This is a genomic window from Pseudomonas sp. P9_35, assembly GCF_034008205.1.
Classification (GTDB): domain Bacteria; phylum Pseudomonadota; class Gammaproteobacteria; order Pseudomonadales; family Pseudomonadaceae; genus Aquipseudomonas; species Aquipseudomonas kilonensis.
Genome location: NZ_CP125373.1, coordinates 4533069 through 4553232, shown reverse-complemented (window position 1 = coordinate 4553232; position 20164 = coordinate 4533069). Strand labels below are relative to the sequence as shown.

At 64.1% G+C, this 20164-nt stretch carries 3 protein-coding genes (1 of these 3 running past the window's edge); all 3 read left to right on the top strand.

Annotated features, from left to right (window positions below; genetic code table 11):
- Tightly spaced (each overlapping or abutting the next), the 3 genes in view from QMK47_RS19915 to QMK47_RS19905 form a layout consistent with a single transcriptional unit that may run on beyond the window.
- Positions 1-3366 carry the 3' end of a non-ribosomal peptide synthase/polyketide synthase gene (locus QMK47_RS19915; protein ID WP_320389203.1) on the top strand. The gene continues 9168 nt to the left of window position 1, outside the view, so 3366 of the gene's 12534 nt are visible here — the last part of the coding sequence; its start codon lies beyond the left edge, outside the window; its stop codon occupies positions 3364-3366.
- Positions 3366-16943 carry a non-ribosomal peptide synthase/polyketide synthase gene (locus QMK47_RS19910; RefSeq protein WP_320389202.1) on the top strand — a complete coding sequence of 4526 codons (13578 nt, stop codon included), beginning with the start codon at positions 3366-3368 and terminating at the stop codon, positions 16941-16943. Before QMK47_RS19915 ends, QMK47_RS19910 begins: the two co-directional genes overlap by 1 nt.
- Positions 16940-20164, top strand: a complete 3225-nt coding sequence (locus QMK47_RS19905) for an amino acid adenylation domain-containing protein (protein WP_320389201.1) — start codon at positions 16940-16942, stop codon at positions 20162-20164. Before QMK47_RS19910 ends, QMK47_RS19905 begins: the two co-directional genes overlap by 4 nt.

Below are 20164 nucleotides of genomic sequence, written 5' to 3'. Positions count from 1 at the left end.
ACTGCGCTCATCGGCCATTGCTGCGACAGCCACAGTGGTGGCGTGACGCCGTCGGATTTCCCCCTGGCGCGGCTGACCCAAGCACAACTGGACACCCTGGTCCAAGTACCTCAGGCCATCGACGACATCTACCCGCTGTCGCCGATGCAGCAGGGCATGCTGTTTCACTCCCTGCTCGGGCAGGGCGGCGGCGACTACATCAACCAGATGCGCCTCGACGTCGAAGGCGTCGATCCGCAGCGTTTCCGTGCGGCCTGGCAAGCGGTGGTCGATGCCCATGACATCCTGCGCAGCGGCTTCTTCTGGCAGGGTGACCTGGAGCAGCCGGTGCAAATCGTCCAGCGTCAGGTCGAGGTGCCGTTCCGTATGCTCGACTGGAACGGGCGGGCTGATATTGATGGCGCCCTGCAAACCCTCGCCGATGAAGAACGGGCCCAAGGCGTGGACCTGACCCAGGCACCGCTGATGCGCCTGGTGCTGGTACGCATTGGCCCTGATCGGCATCACCTGCTCTACACCAACCACCACATCCTGATGGATGGCTGGAGCAGTGCGCAGTTGCTCGGTGAAGTGTTGCAGCATTACCGCGGTGACAGCGTGGCCCGTCCGGCGGGTCGCTACCGCGATTACATCGCCTGGCTGCAACGCCAGGACGCGGCCATCAGTGAAGCGTTCTGGACGCCTGCGCTGCAACGCCTGGGGACACCGACGCGCCTGGCCGACGTCATGGCGAAGCCGGCGCAGGCCCAGCCCGGTTATGGCGATCATGTCCAGGTGGTGGACGAAGCACTGACCCGACGCCTGGAAGCCTTCGCCCGCACCTCGAAAGTCACCGTCAACACCTTGGTGCAGGCCGCGTGGCTGCTGCTGTTGCAGCGTTACACCGGCAAAGACACGGTGGCTTTCGGCGCGACGGTGGCCGGTCGTCCGGCGGATTTGCCCGGCATCGAGCAGCAGATCGGCCTGTTCATCAACACCTTGCCGGTGATCGCCAGCCCACGGGCCGAGCAATCCCTGCACAGTTGGTTGCAAGCGGTGCAGGCGCAAAACCTGGCGCTGCGCGAGTTCGAGCACACCGCGTTGCTGGACATCCAACGCTGGGCCGGGCAGGGCGGTGAAGCGCTGTTCGACAGCCTGTTGGTGTTCGAAAACTATCCGATTGCCCAGGCCCTGGAGCAGGGCGCGCCGGACGGTTTGCGCTTTGGTCCGCCGCTCACCCAGGAACAGACCAGCTACCCGTTGACGCTGTTGGTGGGATTGGATCGGCAACTGTCGGTGCACATGAGCTACCAACGGGCCAGTTTTGCGCCCGCCACCGTCGCGCGATTGGCGGCACATCTGACCCAACTGTTGGGCCAGATGACCGCCCATGGCGAGCGCTGCCTGGGTGAACTGTCGATGCTGGAGTTCGATGAGCATCAGCGCCTGACCCATGACTGGAACCCGGTGGACGCACCGTTCGAGCAAGCGCTGTGCATTCACCAGATGATTGCCCGCCAGGCCCAAGCCTCGCCGGATGCTCTGGCGGTGACCTTCGCCAAAAACCAACTGAGCTACAGCGAACTGGACGGCCGCGCCAATCGCCTGGCCCATAAACTCATCGAACTGGGTGTGGGGCCGGAAGTGCGCGTCGGCGTGGCGATGCCGCGTTCCGAGCACCTGCTGATCGCCTTGCTGGCGGTGCTCAAGGCCGGTGGCGCCTACGTGCCGCTGGACCCGGATTATCCGGTCGAGCGGGTGGCCTACATGCTCGACGACAGCCGTGCTCGGGTGCTGCTGACCGAAGACGCGGTGGCGGCGACGCTGAGCGTGCCGGCTGAAACCGCCGTGCTGATGCTCGACCAGCTCGATCTTTCACGCTATCCATTGAGCGCACCGCACAGCAGCGTCACGCCAGACAACCTCGCTTACGTGATCTACACCTCTGGTTCCACCGGTAAACCCAAGGGCGTGGCGATTGCCCATCGCAACGTGCTGGCGCTGATCGACTGGTCCAAATCGGTCTACAGCCGCGACGACATCCAGGGTGTACTTGCCTCCACGTCAGTGTGCTTCGATCTGTCGGTGTGGGAGCTGTTCGTGACCCTGGCCAACGGCGGCTCGCTGATCATCGCCCGCAATGCCCTGGAATTGCCGCAACTGCCGGCCCGCGATCAGGTACGCCTGATCAACACCGTGCCCTCGGCGATTGCCGCGTTGCAGCGCAGCGATGAGATCCCGGCCAGCGTGCGCATCATCAACCTGGCCGGTGAGCCACTGAAGCAAAGCCTGGTCGACAGTCTGTACGCAGATGCCAACTGTGGGAGCGAGCTTGCTCGCGATAGCGGTGGATCAGACGCCCATGGGCCAACTGACAGGACGCCATCGCGAGCAAGCTCGCTCCCACAAGGGATAGCGCATGTCTACGACCTCTACGGCCCATCCGAGGACACCACCTATTCCACCTGGACCCGTCGCACCCCCGGCGGCACGGCGAACATCGGCCGGCCCCTCAAACACACCGCCAGCTACCTGCTCGACGCCGACCTGCAACCAGTCCCCCAAGGCGTCTCCGCAGAGCTGTACCTGAGCGGCGCGGGCATCACCCGTGGCTACCTTGGCCGCGCGGCGATGACCGCCGAAAAATACCTGCCCAACCCGTTCTCCACGGCCGGCGAACGCCTGTACCGCACCGGTGACCTGAGCCGTTACCGCGTCGATGGCGTGCTCGAATACCAGGGCCGCATCGACCATCAAGTGAAGATCCGTGGCTTCCGTATCGAGCTGGGGGAAATCGAAGCGCGGCTGTTGCAACAACTCCAGGTGCGTGACGTGGCGGTCCTGGCCCAGGACGCCCCGGGCGGTCAGCAACTGGTGGCCTACGTGGTCGCTGCGGCGCTGAACCTGGATGCCAGCGAAGCCCAACGTGCACTGCGCGAGCAACTCAAGGCCGGGCTCAAGGAACACCTGCCCGACTACATGATCCCCGCGCACCTGCTGTTCCTCGATCAACTGCCCCTGACCCCCAACGGCAAGCTCGACCGCAAGGCGCTGCCGGACGTGGACACCGGCCTTTTACAAGTTGGTTATGTCGCGCCGGTCAGTGACCTGGAACAGCAGGTCGCGGCGATCTGGGCCGAAGTGCTCACGTTGAATCGCGTGGGCTTGAACGATCACTTCTTCGAGCTGGGCGGCCATTCGCTGCTGGCGGTCAATGCCGTCTCGCGCATGGCGCTCGAACTGGGGCTGACGCTGACCCCGCAACTGATTTTCCAGCACCCCGTCCTGGGGGATTTTGTCGCGCAACTCGACACCGGGGATGGGCCAATCAATGAACAGAAACTGAACAAGCTGGAAGCCCTGCTTGATGAAATGGAGGAAGTCTGATGGACAAGAGTGTTGCTTTGAGGATCGCCAAGCGCTTTATCACTCTGCCGCTGGACAAACGTAAGCTGTACCTGGAAAAGATGCTCGAAGAGGGCGTCTCGCCGGCCAACCTGCCGATTCCCGAGGTCCGTTGCGGGTTCGAAAACATCGCGCTGTCCTACGCCCAGGAACGTCAGTGGTTCCTGTGGCAGATGGACCCTCACAGCTCGGCTTATCACATTCCCAGTGCCTTGCGCCTCAAAGGGCCACTGGACGTGCCGGCCCTGGAGCGCAGCTTCAACGCACTGGTCGAGCGCCACGAAAGCTTGCGCACCACCTTCATCGAGCGCGGTGAGCAAGCTGTGCAGGTCATCCACCCGCAGATGCCATTGTGTGTTGCGGTCCAGGCGCTGCCCGCCGGTTCACCGGCCAGCCAGGACGACAGCATCAAGGCTTTCGTCGAGCGCGAAATCGCCCGCCCGTTCGATTTGCGTCAAGGGCCGTTGTTGCGGGTTTCGCTGTTGAAAATCGCCGAGGGCGATCATGTGCTGGTGCTGATCCAGCACCACATCGTTGCCGATGGCTGGTCGATGCAGGTGCTGGTGGATGAGCTGGTCCGCCACTACGCCGCCGATACGGCCGGCGAGTCACTGGTGTTGCCGGAATTGACCGTGCAATACGCCGACTACGCGATCTGGCAGCGTCACTGGCTCGAGGCCGGTGAGCGCGAGCGCCAGTTGGCCTATTGGGTCAAGACCCTGGGCGGCGAACAGCCGGTGCTGGAGTTGCCGTTCGACCATTCGCGCCCGCCCGTGCAAAGCTTTCGCGGTGCGCGGCTGGACCTGAACCTGCCGCCGCAACTGGGGGCAGCGCTCAAGCAGTTGGCCCAGCGCCAAGGGGCCAGCCTGTTCATGGTGTTGCTGGCCTCGTTCCAAGCCTTGTTGCACCGCTACAGCGGCCAGCCGCAGATCCGCGTCGGGGTGCCGGTGGCCAACCGCAACCGGGTCGAGACCGAGGGCCTGATCGGCTTTTTCGTCAACACCCAGGTGCTCAACGCCCATGTCGATGGACAGTTGCCGTTCGAGCGCTTGCTCGATCAGGTCAAGCAATCGGCGATGGCGGCCCAGGCGCATCAGGACTTGCCGTTCGAGCAGTTGATCCAAGCCCTGCAACCGGAGCGCAGCCTGAGCCACAGCCCGATCTTCCAGGTCATGTTCAACCATCAGACCTCGGGTGATGCCCAGGCCCGGCAAATGCACTTGCCGCAATTGCGCATCGAGGACCTGGTATGGGAAGGGCGCACGGCCCAGTTCGATTTGACCCTGGGCACTTATGAAACCGAGCAGGGCGTCGCCGCGGAACTGACCTATGCGACCGACCTGTTCGAGGCGCAGACCATCGAACGCCTTGCCCGCCACTGGCAGAACCTGCTGCAAGGCATCGTCGATGCGCCGCAGCAACGTATCGGCGAGTTGCCGTTGCTCGACACCGACCAGCAGCGTCTGACACAGCACGACTGGCGCCGCATGGTTGAGCATGGCCCCGCGGCGTGTGTGCACCAGCGCATCGCCGAACAGGCCCGCATGACCCCGGACGCACTGGCGCTGACCATCGATGGACAGGCCCTGACCTACGGGCAACTGGACGCGCGCGCCAACCAGCTCGCCCACCGTTTGCTGGCCTTGGGCGTGATGTCGGACCAGCGCGTGGGCATCGCCGTGGAGCGCAGCGTCGAGATGATTGTCGGCCTGCTGGCGATCCTCAAGGCCGGCGGTGCCTACGTGCCACTCGACCCGGCGTACCCCGAGGATCGCCTGGCCTACATGATTCAGGACAGCGGCATCGAGCTGCTGCTGACCCAGGCCCGTTTGCAGGCGCGCTTGCCGATCCCGGCGACCCTGCGGACCCTGCTGCTGGACCGGCCGGACGCTGCATTGCAAGCAGCCCCGCGAACCTGCCCGGCCGTGTCGCTGACTGGCGAACACCTGGCCTATGTGATCTACACCTCAGGTTCCACCGGCAGACCCAAGGGCGTGATGGTGCGCCATGGCGCGCTGAGCAATTTCATCACCAGCATGATCGCCCAACCGGGCCTCACGGCCAGTGATCGCATGCTGTCGCTGACGACGTTTTCCTTCGATATTTTTGGCTTGGAGATCTACGGGCCGTTGTCGGCTGGAGCCAGCATCGTGCTGACCGGCCAGAACGTCCACCAGGATCCGCAAGCGGTGCTGGCGCTGATCGAACGGTACGATGTGACGGTGCTGCAAGCCACCCCTTCGAGCTGGCGCATGTTGCTCGATCATGAACAATCTGCGCTGCTGGCCGGTCGCACCTTCCTGTGCGGTGGCGAGGCGTTGCCCCAGGAGTTGGCGCAACGGCTGCTGGCGCTTTCGCCGAAGGTCTGGAACCTCTACGGCCCGACCGAAACCACGATCTGGTCGGCGCTGCATCCGTTGAGCCCTGAAAACAGCCGTCCGTTCCTTGGCAAACCCCTGGACAACACCGCGCTGTACGTGGTCGGCAGCGACCTGACGCTCAACCCGCCCGGCGCGCCGGGGGAACTGCTGATCGGTGGTGACGGCCTGGCTCGCGGCTACTTCCAGCGCCCGGCCCTGACCGCCGAACGTTTTGTGCCGGACCCGTTCTCCGCCACCGGCGAACGGCTGTACCGCACGGGCGATCTGACCCGTTATCGGGCCGAAGGCGTGGTCGAGTACATCGGCCGCATCGATCATCAGGTCAAGATCCGCGGCTTGCGCATCGAACTGGGGGAAATCGAAGCCGCACTGTTGGCCCAGGAGAGCGTGCGTGAAACCGTGGTGGTGGCCCATGAAGGCCCGACCGGCGCGCAACTGGTGGGCTACGTGGTGCCCGCGAACGGTGAAGTCGCGGACGAGTCTTCGTTACGCGCTTCGCTCAAAGCCGCGCTCAAGGCGCAATTGCCCGAGTACATGGTCCCGGCGCACCTGGTGTTCCTGGCGCAACTGCCGTTGACGCCCAACGGCAAGGTCGATCGCAAGGCGTTGCCAGCCCCTGACGCCACAGATCTGCAACAGGCTTACGTGGCGCCCCGCAGTCAACCTGAGCAGCAGGTGGCGGCGATTTGGCAGGAGGTGCTCAAGCTCGAGCGGGTAGGTCTGGAAGACAACTTCTTCGAATTGGGCGGGCATTCGCTGTTGGTCACCCAAGTGGTCTCGCGGGTCCGGCGCACGCTGGGTATCGAGGTGCCGCTGCGCAGCCTGTTCGAGCACAGCACGTTGCGCGATTTTGTCAGTGCCTTCGAGCAGGGCCACGGTGAACAAGCGTTGGCGATGGTGCCGGTGCCCCGCGACAAGCCACTGCCGCTGTCGTTTGCCCAGGAGCGCCAATGGTTCCTGTGGAAAATGGACCCCGACAGCGCCGCCTACAACATTCCCACAGCGCTGCGGCTGCGTGGCGTGCTGGACAAAATGGCCCTGCGTCGCAGCTTTGAAGCACTGGTGGCGCGTCACGAAAGCCTGCGCACCCTGTTCGTGGAGGACGATGGGGTGACCTGCCAGGTGATCCGTGCGCAAGGGCAGGTCGATTTCGTCGAACAGCGTCTGGCCGGCGATGACGAGACCAGTATCCAGGCCTTCATCGAGCAGCAGACGCAAGCCCCGTTCGACCTCTTGAACGATGCGCTATTGCGCGTGGCATTGCTGGCGTTGGGTGAGCAGGAGCACATTTTGGTGCTGACCCTGCATCACATCGTGTCTGACGGCTGGTCCTTGCAGGTGATGGTCGACGACCTGATGAGCCTGTATTCGGCCTTCGCCCAGGGGCAGCCCGCGCAGTTGCCAGCGTTGGCGGTGCAATACGCCGACTATGCCGTCTGGCAGCGCCAATGGATGGCTGCCGGTGAACGGGATCGCCAACTGGGCTACTGGACCGAGCAACTGGGCGGTGAGCAGCCGCTGCTGGAACTGCCCACCGACCATCCGCGCCCGGCGCAGCAGAGCATGCGCGGCGCGCGTTTGCCGATTGTGCTGGATCGCGCGTTGAGCGATGCCCTCAAAGCGCTGGCTCGACGGGAAAACGTCACGCTGTTTGTGCTGCTGCTCGGCTCTTTCCAAGCGTTGTTGCACCGCTACAGTGGCCAGGCCGACATCCGGGTCGGGGTGCCGATTGCCAACCGCCAGCGCCTGGAAACCGAGCGCTTGATCGGGTTTTTCGTCAATACCCAGGTGCTGCGGACCGAATTCCACAGCGATCTGACCGGCGCCGGTTTGCTGCAACAGCTCAAGCAGACGGCCATGGCCGCGCAGATGCATCAGGACCTGCCGTTCGAGCAATTGGTCGATGCCTTGCAGCCGCAGCGTAACCTGAGCCACAGCCCGCTGTTCCAGGCCATGTTCAACCATCGCAACGAAACCGCTTCGGCCTTTGAAGACGCATTGCCGGGCCTGGCGGTCGAACCCCTTGGCTGGGAGCAGCGCACCGCACAATTCGACCTGAGCCTGGAAACCACCGACAGCCCGCAAGGCCTGCATGCCGCGCTGATCTACGCGACCGACCTGTTCGAGCCGGCCACCCTCGAGCGCATGGGCCAGCATTGGCTCAACCTGTTGCAAGGCATGGTGCAGGACCTGCACCGGCCCATTGCGCAGTGGACGTTACTGGACGATGACGAACGTCGGCAGATGCTCGTCGACTGGAATGCGACGGCGGTTTTATACCCGCTCGAGCGCAGTGTCCAGGGGCTGATCGAAGAGCAGGTGCGCAGGACCCCGGATGCTGCGGCCCTGGTGTTCGGTGAGCAACGCCTGAGCTACGGCGAGCTCAACGCCCGGGCCAATCGCTTGGCGCACACATTGATCGAGCATGGCGTGGGCCCGGATGTGCTGGTGGGCATCGCCGTGGAACGTTCGATGGAAATGGTCCTGGGGCTGTTGGCGATTCTCAAGGCCGGCGGTGCCTATGTGCCGCTGGACCCAGAATACCCACGGGATCGCCTGGCCTATATGTTCGAAGACAGCGGCATCGGTTTGCTGCTGACCCAGCAGCATCTGTTGGAGCAGTTGCCGATCCCGGACGGGTTGCGCAGCCTGGTGCTGGACCTGCCTGGCGACGGGGTGTACGCAGCTCGCGAGACGAATCCGGACGTCGAGGTTCACGCTGAAAACCTGGCGTATGTGATCTACACCTCCGGTTCCACCGGCAAGCCCAAGGGCGCGGGCAATCGGCACTCGGCCCTGGTCAATCGGCTGTGCTGGATGCAGCAGGCCTATGGGCTTGATGCCACGGACAGCGTGCTGCAAAAAACGCCGTTCAGTTTCGACGTGTCGGTATGGGAATTCTTCTGGCCATTGTTGACCGGCGCGACGCTGGTGGTGGCCGCGCCGGGCGCTCATCGCGACCCGACGCAACTGATCGAACTGATCACCGCGCAGCGCATCACCACGCTGCACTTCGTGCCGTCGATGTTGCAGGCGTTTGTGCAAGACCCACACGTGGTCCAATGCTCCAGCCTGAAGCGGATCGTGTGCAGCGGCGAAGCCCTGCCGGTGGATGCGCAGCAGCAGGTGTTCGCCAAACTGCCGAGCGCCGGCCTGTACAACCTCTACGGCCCGACCGAGGCCGCCATCGACGTCACCCACTGGACCTGTGTCGAGGAGGGGCGCGACAGCGTGCCGATCGGCCAGCCGATTGCCAACCTGGGCACCTACATTCTGGATGATGAATTAGCGCCGGTACCGATGGGGGTGATTGGAGAGTTGTACCTTGCGGGGGAGGGCTTGGCCCGTGGTTACCATCGACGTGCAGCGCTGACGGCCGAGCGGTTCGTGACCGGCCCCTTCGGTCACGGTCAGCGGCTGTATCGCACCGGTGACCTGGCGCGCTACCGCACCGATGGCGTGATCGAATACGCCGGGCGCATGGACCATCAGGTGAAAATCCGTGGCTTGCGCATTGAGCTGGGGGAAATCGAAGCGCGCCTGGCCGAGCACGCCGAGGTGCGCGAAACCGTCGTCATCGCCCAGGACGGCACCTTGCTGGTGGCCTACCTGGTGCCAGCCCGCGCAGAACTGCTGAGCGCCGAAGACACCGTCCGCCAGGCGCTGCAAGGTCGCCTCAAGGACCATTTGAGCCAGTCCCTGCCCGGCTACATGGTGCCGCAGCACTGGGTGTGGCTGGAAAAAATGCCCGTCAGCCCCAACGGCAAACTGGAGCGCAAGGCGCTGCCAAAAGCCGATATCAGTGCCAGCCCCAAGGCTTACATCGCACCGATCACCGCCCTCGAACAGACCCTGGCCGCGATCTGGCAAAGCGTGCTCGGGCGCGAGCAAGTGGGGGTGGGTGACAACTTCTTCGAGCTGGGGGGCGATTCGATTATCTCGATCCAGATGGTCAGTCGGGCGCGGCAGGCCGGGATTCATTTCAGTCCCAAGGAGCTGTTCGTCCACCAGACCATCCAGGGCCTTGCCAGTGTGGCGACCCAGGGGGACAGCGGCCCGGGCATCGACCAGGGCCCGGTGATGGGCGACGCGGTGTTGCTGCCGTTCCAGCAACTGTTTTTCGAACAGGACATGGCCGAGCCGCATCACTGGAACCAATCGGTGCTGCTCAAGGGGCTGCGGCCAGTGGACGCCGCTCATCTGGAGCAGGCGTTGCAGGCGTTGGTTGCCCACCACGATGCCTTGCGCCTGGCCTTCACCCGTGAGAACGACGCCTGGACCGCTCGCCATCAAAGCCTCGCCGAGCAGCAGGCGCTTTGGCAACGCTCACCGCTGTTGTGGACCGCCGAGGTGGCAGATGCTGCGGCGCTTGAACGGTTGGCCGAACAGGCCCAGCGCAGTCTCGAACTGCAGAGCGGTGCGCTGTTGCGCGGGGTTTTGGCGAGCCTGGCCGATGGCAGCCAGCGGCTGTTGCTGGTGATCCATCACCTGGTGGTGGACGGGGTGTCCTGGCGCATTCTGCTGGAAGACCTGCAACAGGCTTATCAACAACTGCAGGCCGGCCAGGCCCTGAAACTGCCCGCCAAGACCAGTGCCACCCAGGCTTGGGCGCAACGGTTGCAGGGGCATGCCGGCAGTGCGGCTTTACAGGCCCAAATGGCCTATTGGCAAGGGCAACTGCAGGGCGCTCGCGCCGATTTGCCTTGCGATCGGCCCGAGGGCGAACTGCGCAGGTGCCATGGGGCGCAGGTTCAGACGCGGTTGGATAAAAACCAGACCCGACAACTCTTGCAGCAGGCGCCGGCGGCCTACCGCACCCAGGTCAACGATCTGTTGTTGACGGCCCTGGCCCGGGTGATTGGCCGCTGGACCGGCGACGCCTCGACCTTGATTCAGCTGGAGGGTCACGGCCGTGAGGCGCTGTTCGATGACCTGGACCTGAGTCGTAGCGTCGGCTGGTTCACCAGCCTGTTCCCGGTGCGCTTGACGCCGGCCGCGACCGCCGGGGATTCGCTCAAGACCATCAAGGAGCAATTGCGGGCGATACCCGACAAAGGGCTCGGATTCGGTGTGCTGCGCTACCTGGGGGATGAGCCGACCCGGCGTACCCTCCAGGCGTTGCCGCTGCCACGCATCACCTTCAACTATCTGGGCCAGTTCGACAGCGGATTCGCCGATGATGCCGACGGCTTGTTTATCCCGGCCATTGAATCGGCGGGCGCACCACAGAGCCCGCTGGCGCCGCTGGATAACTGGTTGACCCTCAATGGCAGTGTCTACGCCGGCGAACTGAGCATCGACTGGACGTTCAGCACGCAGATGTTCAACGAATCGACGATCCAGGCGCTGGCCCTGGACTACGGCCGAGAGTTGCAGGCCCTGATCGAACACTGCTGCCAGGCACCGCACCAAGGCTTCACGCCGTCGGACTTCCCGCTGGCCGGGTTGACCCAGGCTGAGCTGGACGCGTTGCCACTGGCGCCCCGGCAAGTCGAAGACATTTATCCGTTGTCGCCCATGCAGCAAGGCATGCTGTTCCATACGTTGTATGAGCAACAGGCCGGCAACTACATCAATCAGTTGCGGGTGGATGTCGAAGGGTTGGACGTCGAGCGCTTCCGCCAGGCCTGGCAGGCGGCCCTGGACGCCCATGAAGTGCTGCGCAGCAGTTTCGTCTGGGAAGGTGAATTCAAGCGTGCACTGCAGGTCGTGCACAAACAGCTGGACGTTGCCTTCCTGTTCCATGACTGGCGCGCCAGTGCGCAGCTGTCCCAGGACCTCGACACCCTTGCCCTGGCGCAGCGCCAACAGGGTTTCGAGCTGGAGGCGGCGCCCTTGCTGCGCCTGGTGGTGACACGCGTGGCAGAGGACCGCTACCACTTGATCTACACCTGTCATCACATCCTGATGGACGGCTGGAGCAACTCGCAATTGCTCGGCGAAGTGCTGCAACGCTACAGCGGCCAACCCGTCGCCGCATCGGGCAGCCGCTACCGGGACTACATCGCCTGGTTGCAACGCCAGGATGCGGCGGCCAGCGAAGCGTTCTGGACCCCTGCGCTGCAACGCTTGGAGGCCCCGACCCGACTGGCCGATGCCGTTGCATCACCGGCCCAGGCCAGCGCCGGTTATGGCGACCACGTGCAGGTCCTGGACGAAGCGCTGACCCGGCGCCTGGAAGCCTTCGCCCGCACCTCGAAAGTCACCGTCAACACCTTGGTGCAGGCCGCGTGGCTGCTGCTGTTGCAGCGTTACACCGGCAAAGACACCGTGGCTTTCGGCGCAACCGTGGCCGGTCGTCCGACGGACCTGCCGGGCATCGAGCAGCAGATCGGCCTGTTCATCAACACCTTGCCGGTGATCGCCAGCCCACGGGCCGAGCAATCGTTGGACAGCTGGCTGCAAACGGTGCAGGCGCAAAACCTGGCGCTGCGCGAGTTCGAGCACACCGCGTTGCTGGACATCCAACGCTGGGCCGGGCAGGGCGGTGAAGCGCTGTTCGACAGCCTGTTGGTGTTCGAAAACTATCCGATTGCCCAGGCCCTGGAGCAGGGCGCGCCGGACGGTTTGCGCTTTGGTCCGCCGCTCACCCAGGAACAGACCAGCTACCCGTTGACGCTGTTGGTGGGATTGGATCGGCAACTGTCGGTGCACATGAGCTACCAGCGGGCCAGTTTTGCGCCCGCCACCGTGGCGCGACTGGCGGCGCATCTGACGCAACTGCTGGGCCAGATGGCCGCCCATGGCGAGGGCTGCCTGGGTGAACTGTCGATGCTGGAGTTCGATGAGCATCAGCGCCTGACCCATGACTGGAACCCGGTGGACGCACCGTTCGAGCAAGCGCTGTGCATTCACCAGATGATTGCTCGTCAGGTTGAAACCACGCCAGATGCCCTGGCGGTGACCTTCGCCAACACGCGCCTGAGCTACAGCGAACTCGACGGTCGCGCCAATCGCCTGGCCCATAAACTCATCGAGTTGGGGGTGGGCCCGGAAGTGCGAGTGGGCGTGGCAATGCCACGCTCCGAGCACCTGTTGATCGCCTTGCTGGCAGTGCTCAAGGCCGGTGGCGCCTACGTGCCGCTGGATCCGGATTACCCGGCCGAGCGCGTGGCCTACATGCTCGACGACAGCCGTGCGCGGGTGTTGCTGACTGAGCAAGCGGTGGCGGCGACGCTGAGCGTGCCGGCTGAAACCGCCGTGCTGATGCTCGACCAGCTCGATCTTTCACGCTATCCATTGAGCGCACCGCACAGCAGCGTCACGCCAGACAATCTCGCCTACGTCATCTACACCTCCGGTTCCACCGGTAAGCCCAAGGGCGTGGCGATTGCCCATCGCAACGTGCTGGCGCTGATCGACTGGTCCAAATCGGTCTACAGCCGCGACGACATCCAGGGTGTATTGGCCTCCACGTCGGTGTGTTTCGATCTGTCGGTGTGGGAGCTGTTCGTGACCCTGGCCAACGGCGGCTCGCTGATCATCGCCCGCAATGCCCTGGAATTGCCGCAACTGCCGGCCCGCGATCAGGTACGCCTGATCAACACCGTGCCCTCGGCGATTGCTGCGTTGCAGCGCAGCGATGAGATCCCGGCCAGCGTGCGCATCATCAACCTGGCCGGTGAGCCACTGAAGCAAAGCCTGGTCGACAGTCTGTACGCAGATGCCAACTGTGGGAGCGAGCTTGCTCGCGATAGCGGTGGATCAGACGCCCATGGGCCAACTGACAGGACGCCATCGCGAGCAAGCTCGCTCCCACAAGGGATAGCGCATGTCTACGACCTCTACGGCCCATCCGAGGACACCACCTATTCCACCTGGACCCGCCGCACCCCCGGCGGCACGGCGAACATCGGCCGGCCCCTCAAGCACACTGCCAGCTACCTGCTCGACGCCGACCTGCAACCAGTCCCCCAAGGCGTTTCGGCAGAGCTGTACCTGAGTGGCGCGGGCATCACCCGTGGCTACCTTGGCCGCGCGGCGATGACCGCCGAAAAATACGTGCCCAACCCGTTCTCCACCGCCGGCGAACGCCTGTACCGCACGGGCGACCTGAGCCGTTACCGCGTCGATGGCGTGCTCGAATACCAGGGCCGCATCGACCATCAAGTGAAGATCCGTGGCTTCCGTATCGAGCTGGGGGAAATCGAAGCGCGGCTGCTGCAACAGCCTGAGGTGCGTGACGTGGCGGTCCTGGCCCAGGACGCCCCGGGCGGTCAGCAACTGGTGGCCTACGTGGTCGCTGCGGCGTTGCAACAGGACGAAAGCAAGCTGCGCGCCCAGCTCAAGGCAGGCCTCAAGGAACACCTGCCGGACTACATGATCCCGGCGCACCTGTTGTTCCTCGAACAATTGCCGCTGACGCCCAACGGCAAGCTCGACCGCAAGGCCCTGCCGGCCGTGGAGACCGGGTTGTCGCAAAGCGGTTACGAGGCGCCCGTCAGCGAACTGGAGCAACAGATCGCCGGTATCTGGCAAGAGGTGCTGGAAGTGGAACAGGTCGGTCGCAATGACCATTTCTTCGAGCGCGGTGGCCACTCCTTGCTGGCAACCCAGGCGGTCTCGCGTTTGCGCAAGCTGACGGGTTATCCGCTGAGCCTGCGTGACTTGTTCAATCATCCGCAGCTCAAGGCGCTGGCGGTCCTGATGGCCGGCACTGCCGATGGGCCGGTCCGGGCGGGCGATTCCCATGAGGTCCGGCTCAAGGCCCATGGGCCGCGACGTTCGGCACCGCTGTCGTTGGTGCAGCGACGTTTGTGGATCGCCGAACAATTGTCCGGCGGCACGTCGGCCTATGGCATGCCCATGGCGCTGCGCCTGTGCGGCGAGTTGTCGCTGGCGCACCTGATGAGCAGCTTTGCCGATGTGGCTCGCCGTCATGACGTACTGCGCACCGCGTATGTCCAGGACGAAGAAGGCGATCCGCTGGCGCTGATTGCCGATGAGGTGCAACTGGACTTCCCGGTGATCGACCTCTCTGGCCTGTCGCCCAGTGCCCAGCAGGAACAAGTGGCCCGGGCGACGCTGGAAAACGCGCGCATCCCCATCGACCTGGAACAGGCACCGCTGTTGCGCGGGCGGATCCTGCGCCTGGGGCCGACCGAGCACGTGTTGTTGTATGCCATGCACCACATCATCTCCGATGGCTGGTCGATGGGGCTGTTGATCAACGAACTGGTGCAGGTCTACGAGGCATCCCTCAAGGGTGAACCGATGCCGCTGCCGCCCCTGGAGGTTCAGTACCATGACTTCGCGCTGTGGCAACAGGCGCTGGAGGAGCAGGGCGTACTGGCGCGACAGGCCGAGTACTGGAAACACCGGCTCGGCGGCTACGAAGGGCGCCTGGACTTGCCGCTGAGCAGCCCCCGGGGCCAGACGGCGTCCTACGACGGCGATGCGTTGCAGTTCCAGCTTTCCACCGCGCTGAGCGGGGCCTTGCGCCGGTTAGCCAGCGAGGCCGGTGTCACGCTGTACAGTACGCTGCTGGCGTCCTTCCAGGTGTTGTTGCATCGGCTCTGCGACGCGCAAGACCTGGTGGTCGGGGCCGACGTGGCGGGTCGTGAACAGCCTGAGCTGGAGCGGCTGATCGGTTTCTTCGTCAACGTACTGCCCCTGCGTTCGCGTTTCGACGCCGGGGCCACGTTCTCGCGCTTCCTGGGGCAGACCCAGGACAACCTGCTCGGTGCCCTGGAGCATCAGGACTTGCCGTTCGACCAGATTGTCGAAGCCTCGGGCGTACCGCGACACAAGGGCATGAACCCGTTGCTCCAGGTGTTGTTCGTGATGAACAACGTGCCGGTGCGCACCCGCTCCATGACGGGGTTGAGCGTGGAACTGCTGCCAGCGCTCGAGACCCATTCTAAATTCGATATGGCGTTGTTCGTTGACGAAGAAGAAGGGCAATTGCGCGGTAATTGGCAATTCGCCACAACCTTGTTCGGACATGAGCGCATTCAGCACCTGATTCAGGCCTGGACAGCCCTGTTGGAACAGATCGTCGCTGATCAGGACATTCAATTGGGAGCTATCAGCATGCCAGTCGACAACATGGCGGCGGCCGTCACGCCTGCCACCGTCCCGGGGCCCAAGGCCGACAAATTGGGCAAGTTTCTCAAGCGTTCCGTGACACCGCTCGCCAAGCCTCGTGCGGCGCGGGTGCGTGAATCACTGGTGGCTGCACCGCAGCGCTTTCCCTTGATGCTGGAGCCGGGCGAGCCCCATCTGGATGTCATCGAGTGGATCCACCAGAACCGGCCGCTGCTCGAGCAGAAGCTGGCCGAACATGCGGGCATTCTGTTCCGCGGTTTCGCGCTGGACGGTATCCAGGGTTTCGAAGCGTTCGCCGAAGCGGTACAGCCAGGGCTTTATGGTCAGTACGGCGACCTGCCGAAGAAAGAAGGCGGCAAGAACACCTACCGTTCCACGCCGTACCCCGAGCGCAAGATGATCCTGTTCCACAACGAAAGCTCCCATCAGGACCGCTGGCCGCGCAAGCAGATGTTCTATTGCGAGCAAGCCGCACCCGTAGGCGGCGCGACCCCGGTGGTGGATTGCCGGTTGATGTATGAACGACTGCCGGCGGACCTTCGCGAGAAGTTCGAAGACAAAGGGTTGCTGTACGTACGCACCTTCACCGACAAACTCGACGTGTCGTGGCAGCACTTCTTCAAGACCGAAGACCGCCTTGAAGTGGAGGCCCGCTGTCGGGCGGGCGGCATCCAATGGCGCTGGCTCGATAACGACGAGTTGCAGACCCGCACACCGGGGCCCGCGATCATCACGCACCCGATCACTGGAGAGAAGTCGTTCTTCAACCAGGTGCAATTGCATCACATTTATTGGTTGGACCCGGACGTGCGGGAGGACCTGTTGTCGATGTTCGGCCTGGAGCGCATGCCTCGGCATGTGTATTACGGCGACGGCACACCGATTGAAGACGAGGTGATGGCGCGTATCGGTGAGCTGTATGAAGCCTGCGCGGTGCGTTTCGACTGGCAAAAAGGCGATGTGATCCTGCTGGACAACATGCTGGTGGCCCACGCCCGCGACCCGTTCGAGGGCCCGCGCAAGATCGTGGTAGCCATGGGCGATATGTACGACCGTAGCGCTCTGGACAACCCGGCCAGTGCCGGGCACGCGATTCAGGGCCGGCGCAATCTGGAGGAAACCGGAGCATGAGCGAAGCAAGGATGGATCAACAGGCCCCAAGTTTCCCCCTGACGCCCGAGCAACAAACGCTGCTCGAACAACTGTCGCCCACGGCGACCTGTGGCGAGGCGTTGCGCTGGCTGAACGTGGTGATCGACGGCGATCTCGATCCGCAGCGCTTGCAGGTCGCGTTCGATACGCTGCTGGCGCAACAGCCGATGCTGTTGGCGCGGCTGGGCAAAGTCGCCGGTTTCCACGGTTGGCGCCAGGCCGCCGCCAGCGCCGCTCGCTTCCCGCTGACAGTACAGGCCAGCGAGCAACAGGCCGAGGACATCCAGGCGCAGATCAAGGATTCGATGGGTCGCGCTTTTGTGCTCTGCGAATCGGAAAGCCTCCAGGCCGGGCTTTATCGTCTGGCGCCACGGCAATGGCAACTGGTGCTGGGCATCGCCCGCTGCTGTGCCGATGGGCAATCCCTGAATCTGCTGCTTGAGCAGGTGCAGCAAGCCTACGCCGGGATCCAGGGAACGGAAGACGACGCGCCGGGCGAGTTCACCCAATACCTGGAATGGCGCAGTGAGGTGGTGCTGGATGAAGATGCCGCCACCGGACGCAGCTACTGGCAGCAACACCTGCACGGTGTGCAGACGGACATCGCCACGCCGTGGTTGGCCGCACGCAGCGCCGGCAGTGAGACCGGTGCAGGCGACAGGTGCGTGTCGTTGACGCTGGAATCTGCCCAGCGTGACGCTTTGCAACGTCTGGCCGAGCAGCTCGGCCAGACGCTTGCCACGCTGCTGCAAGGCGCGTGGTGGGTGCTGCTGGGACGTTTGAGCGGGCTTGAGCAGGCGCTGGTCGGCGTGCGCCATGACAGCCGTGGCGACTATGAATACTTCGCCAATGCCGTGGGCGTGTTCGAGAAAACCCTGCCGCTTTGCGTTTCGTTGCCCGCCAGCGTGGCGTTCAGTGAGTGGTTGAGCGAACTGGCGGCGGGCCTCGAAGCCCATCGTACCTGGCAGGAATACTGGACCCCGGACCTGGCGCCTGACGCACGCCCGGCCTATGGCTTTACCCTGGGGCAGGCGAGCGGTGCAAGGAACCGTGACGGCTTGAACTGGGCGCCGGAGCCAACGCTTGTGCAGGCCGATGCGTTCGAGTTGCTGCTACAGGTTCAATTGGACGATGCCCAGCGGCTTGCCGCGGTCAATCTGTCTTACGCCGGTTCGCGTTATTCGCCCGCATCGGCCGGCGTCGTGCTGGAACAGTACGGCGTGCTGTTGGCGTCGATCCTTGCCGCCCCGCAAACCGCACTGGCGCAGCTCAATGTGCTCAGTCGCAGCGAGGAGCAGCGCTTGCGGGCGATCAATCCGCCGATGCAGGCATTGGCGGATGGCCGTTATCTGCCGCAGCGCATCGCTGAGCTGGCGATTCGTACGCCGGACGCCATCGCCCTGACCGACGCCCATCAGCACTTGAGCTATGGCCAGTTGCAAGCCCGTGTCGACCGTGTAGCGCAGGGCCTCAAGGACCAAGGTCTGGGCCAGGGTTCGATTGTCGCGCTGGCGTTGCCGCGCTCGGCGGAGCTGGTGATTGCAATGCTGGCGAGCTGGCGCATAGGGGCGGCGTACCTGCCCTTGGATGTGCAGTGGCCCCAGGCGCGCCAGGCGTTGATGCTGGAACAGGCCGACGCGGCCGTGTTGCTCACCGATGCGACGCATCTGCCGGCCTGGCACGGGCAGCCGTACAAGGCGCTGACATTGGCTGAACTCAGTCAGTCGGCAGCGCCATTACCGGTGCTCGCCACCCAGGGCAACGACATCGCCTACGTGTTGTTTACATCCGGCTCCACCGGGGTGCCCAAAGGCGTGGTGATCGAGCATCGGCAATTGCTCAACTACACCGCCCAGGCCAGCCAGGCCCTGGGGCTGGCACAGTGCAAAAACGTCGGTTTCAGCTCCACCGTGGCGGCGGACCTGGGCAACACGGCGTTGTTTGGCGCGTTGTTCAATGGCGCCACCCTGCATGTGGCCAGCGATGAGCAGATGCAGGACGGCGCGTTGTTTGCCGGGTACCTGCGCCAGCAACGGATCGACTGCCTGAAAATCGTGCCGTCGCACCTTGCGGCGCTGCTCGACAGTGAGCAGGCGACACTGCCGCTTACGCTGATTCTGGGCGGCGAGCCGATCCCCGCGACGTTGATCGAGCGCATCGCCCGGTTGCGCAGCGATTGCCGCGTGTTCAACCACTATGGGCCGACCGAAGCCACGGTGGGAGTAATGATTCATCCGTTGTCGCTGCACGGCGCGGTCGGCGATTGTTCGGCGCTGACTCAGGTGCTGGGCAACAACCAGGTTTACGTGCTGGACGCCGATCTGCGCTTGGCGCCGGTGGGCGTGCTGGGTGAGGTGTACCTGGGCGGCGCGCAGTTGTGTCGGGGCTATCTGAATGCCGAGGCCGATGAGCAGACGTTCATCCAGAGTCCATTTGATCCGGCGCAGCGTTTGTATCGCACCGGCGACCTGGCGCGTTATCGCACGGATGGGGCGATCCAGCTGTACGGTCGGCGTGATCAGCAGGTCAAGGTGCGCGGGTTCCGTATTGAACTGGCGGAGATCGAGGCGGTGCTTCTGCGCATGCCGCAGGTGGCCGAAGCCCTGGTGCTGCCGGCGGCGTCGGTCGAGCAGGGACTGTTGGCCTTTATCGTGGCGCAGCCGGGTAGCGCCACGGGCGTGTTGGACGCCGCCCGTGCCGGGTTGAGCGCCCGCCTGCCCAGCGTGATGGTGCCCCAGCACATGCAGCTGATCGAAGCGTTCCCGCGACTGGTCAACGGCAAGATCGATCGCAAGGCATTGCAGCAGTTGGCGGGTGCGGCAACGGATGACAAAGACGCCGCGCCGCGCGATGCGCTGGAGCAATTGCTCGCCACACGCATGGCGCAATTGCTGGGGCTGGAGCGATTGGGCATCGATCGTGACTTCTTCGCCGCCGGAGGTCATTCGCTGCTGGTGATCAAGTTGGTGGCCGGTATTCGCAAGTTGTTGCAGTGCGAAATTCACCCGGGCCTGGTCTTCGATCATCCGACCGTGGCGTCGCTGGCACTGGCCTTGCGGGCGCTAGAGAGCAGTCCGGGGCAACTGGAAAAAATGGCCCAGGTCCGCTTGCGCATGGAAGCGATGAGCCCCGAGGAAAAGCTCCGCCTGACCGAACAGGCTCGGCAGCTGCAAGCCGCCAGGGCTGCGCAAAGCAACTGA

Bases quoted from the DNA above. Each gene is read 5' to 3' on its own strand.
- QMK47_RS19910 (WP_320389202.1), top strand. From the start codon at position 3,366: ATGGACAAGAGTGTTGCTTTGAGGATCGCCAAGCGCTTTATCACTCTG.
- QMK47_RS19905 (WP_320389201.1), top strand. From the start codon at position 16,940: ATGAGCGAAGCAAGGATGGATCAACAGGCCCCAAGTTTCCCCCTGACG.